At 46.6% G+C, this 1,575-nt stretch carries 1 protein-coding gene; it reads right to left on the bottom strand.

The features are described from left to right. The coding region (locus D8872_RS10885; protein WP_446677439.1) for a mucin-binding protein at positions 1-1,517 on the bottom strand (1,517 nt) is incomplete at its 3' end. Positions 1,518-1,575: the final 58 nt, after the last annotated feature.

The following is a 1,575-nucleotide window of genomic DNA, read 5'->3' as shown; positions in this document are numbered from 1 at the left end:
TCTGTACCTTGACGAAGAGTAACGGTGAAGGTTTGATCCTTCTTATCGTCATTATCGAAGGTCTTAGGTCCCTTGAACTCATCGTTCACCACTTCGTAACCCTTGTCTGTCAATTCTTTCAGACGAGCTGCGTAGTTGGTTGTACCGATTGGCTCACCTGACTTACCGCTTTCGACAACCTTGGTCAATTCCTTATTACCGTCAGTTTGGTCTACNAAGCTGATAATCGCTTTTTGACCATCCTTCACGAAGTTGATTGGTGTNTCCTGNGTTGGATCNCTTGGAANTGGTGGTGGGTTGTAACCCTTGCTTGGATCGCTCGGATCTTTCGGTGTCAATGGTGTTGTGCCATCTGGNCCNACTGGTGTAGTTCCTGGTACATGTGGAATCACTGGAAGATCAGTACCTGGTTTCGTTGGATCTGTTGGATCGTTTGGATATGGAAGGTTTGGTACTTTTGGAAGTCCGTCTGGTACATTTGGTACGTATGAACCAAGTTTGCTGTACTTAACTGTTTCTTCNCTATCCTTATCATCAGGAGTNACTGTCTTGGCTGCTACATTAGCCTTNTCTGCCACGAATCCAGTTACGACTGGTGTAGCTTCTTGGGCCAATTCTTTCGTAGCTGGTGTCCATGCACCGTAAGTCTTCTTGTCAGTTACACGGTCGCGCTCACCTGTACGTGTGAAGGCTGCTTCTTGAGTCACTGGAGCTTTCAGAGCTGGACGACCCGCTGTTTGACCATCTGCGTATTGATACTTGATGGTACGTGTAACCTTCTTGTTGAGTTCTGCTGGATCCTTGATTGCTTCTTTACCATGACGAAGAGTAACCACAAATTGTTGGTCCTTCTTATCATCGTTATCGAAGGTCTTAGGTCCCTTGAACTCATCGTTCACCACTTCGTAGCCCTTGTCTGTCAATTCTTTCAGACGAGTTGCGTAGTTAGTAGTTCCGATTGGCTCACCTGACTTACCGCTTTCAACGACCTTACCAACTTCCTTGTTGTTATCGTCTTGGTCTACGAAGGTGATAATCGCTTTTTGACCATCTTTAACGTAATTGATTGGTGTATCCTGAGTTGGATCGCTTGGAATTGGTGGTGGGTTGTAACCCTTGCTTGGATCGCTCGGATCTTTCGGTGTCAATGGTGTAGTACCATCTGGACCTACTGGTGTAGTGCCTGGTACATCTGGAACTACTGGAAGATCAGTTCCTGGTTTCGTTGGATCTGTTGGATCGTTTGGATATGGAAGATTTGGTACTTTTGGAAGTCCGTCTGGTACATTTGGTACGTATGAACCAAGTTTCTTGTATTGTACAACTTCTTCGCTGTTAGCATCGCCAGCTTTCACTGTCTTCGCTGCTACATTGGCCTTGTCTGCCACGAATCCAGTCACAACTGGTGTAGCTTCTTGAGCCAATTCTTTCGTAGCTGGTGTCCATGCGCCGAAGGTTTCAACGCCAGTTACACGGTTACGTTCACCTGTACGTGTGAAGGCTGCTTCTTGAGTCACTGGAGCTTTCAGAGCTGGACGACCCGCTGTTTGACCATCTGCGTATTGGTACTTGATG

This window comes from Streptococcus cristatus (genome assembly GCF_003943815.1).
In the GTDB taxonomy this organism is placed as follows: Bacteria; Bacillota; Bacilli; order Lactobacillales; family Streptococcaceae; genus Streptococcus; species Streptococcus cristatus_F.
Note: the sequence above shows the minus strand (reverse complement) of the source record. Positions and strands in the feature narration are given on the sequence as shown.